Here is a 308-nt window from a genome sequence, read left to right on the forward strand (position 1 = left end):
CTGCAATACAAGCAGATGCTCCGGAGGCTCCATTGCTTCCGTTAAAAGACGAAGAACTGGAGAAACAGAGCATCATCAGAGCCTTGCAGTCGTGCAGCGGCATCAAGACAAAAGCGGCTCAAATGCTCAATGTAGACTCATCTACACTATACCGTAAGATGAAAAAGTACGGCATAAAATGATGATTGTGGGGGCAATATGAACCGCGTATCGGCAAAAAGTTGTATCTTTGAGCCGTAAAATTGAAATATCGTGACAGAACATTAGTGGTCTCTGTCCGTTTACATAACATAAGTTCGCAAGAATCC

The 308-nt window shown here is 43.5% G+C and carries 1 protein-coding gene; it reads left to right on the forward strand.

The features are described from left to right. A partial coding sequence (locus NW211_RS14060) for a helix-turn-helix domain-containing protein (RefSeq protein WP_309249708.1) occupies positions 1-182 on the forward strand: 182 nt, incomplete at its 5' end. Positions 183-308: the final 126 nt, after the last annotated feature.

This window comes from Barnesiella sp. ET7, assembly GCF_024733785.1.
In the GTDB taxonomy this organism is placed as follows: domain Bacteria; phylum Bacteroidota; class Bacteroidia; order Bacteroidales; family Barnesiellaceae; genus Barnesiella; species Barnesiella merdigallinarum.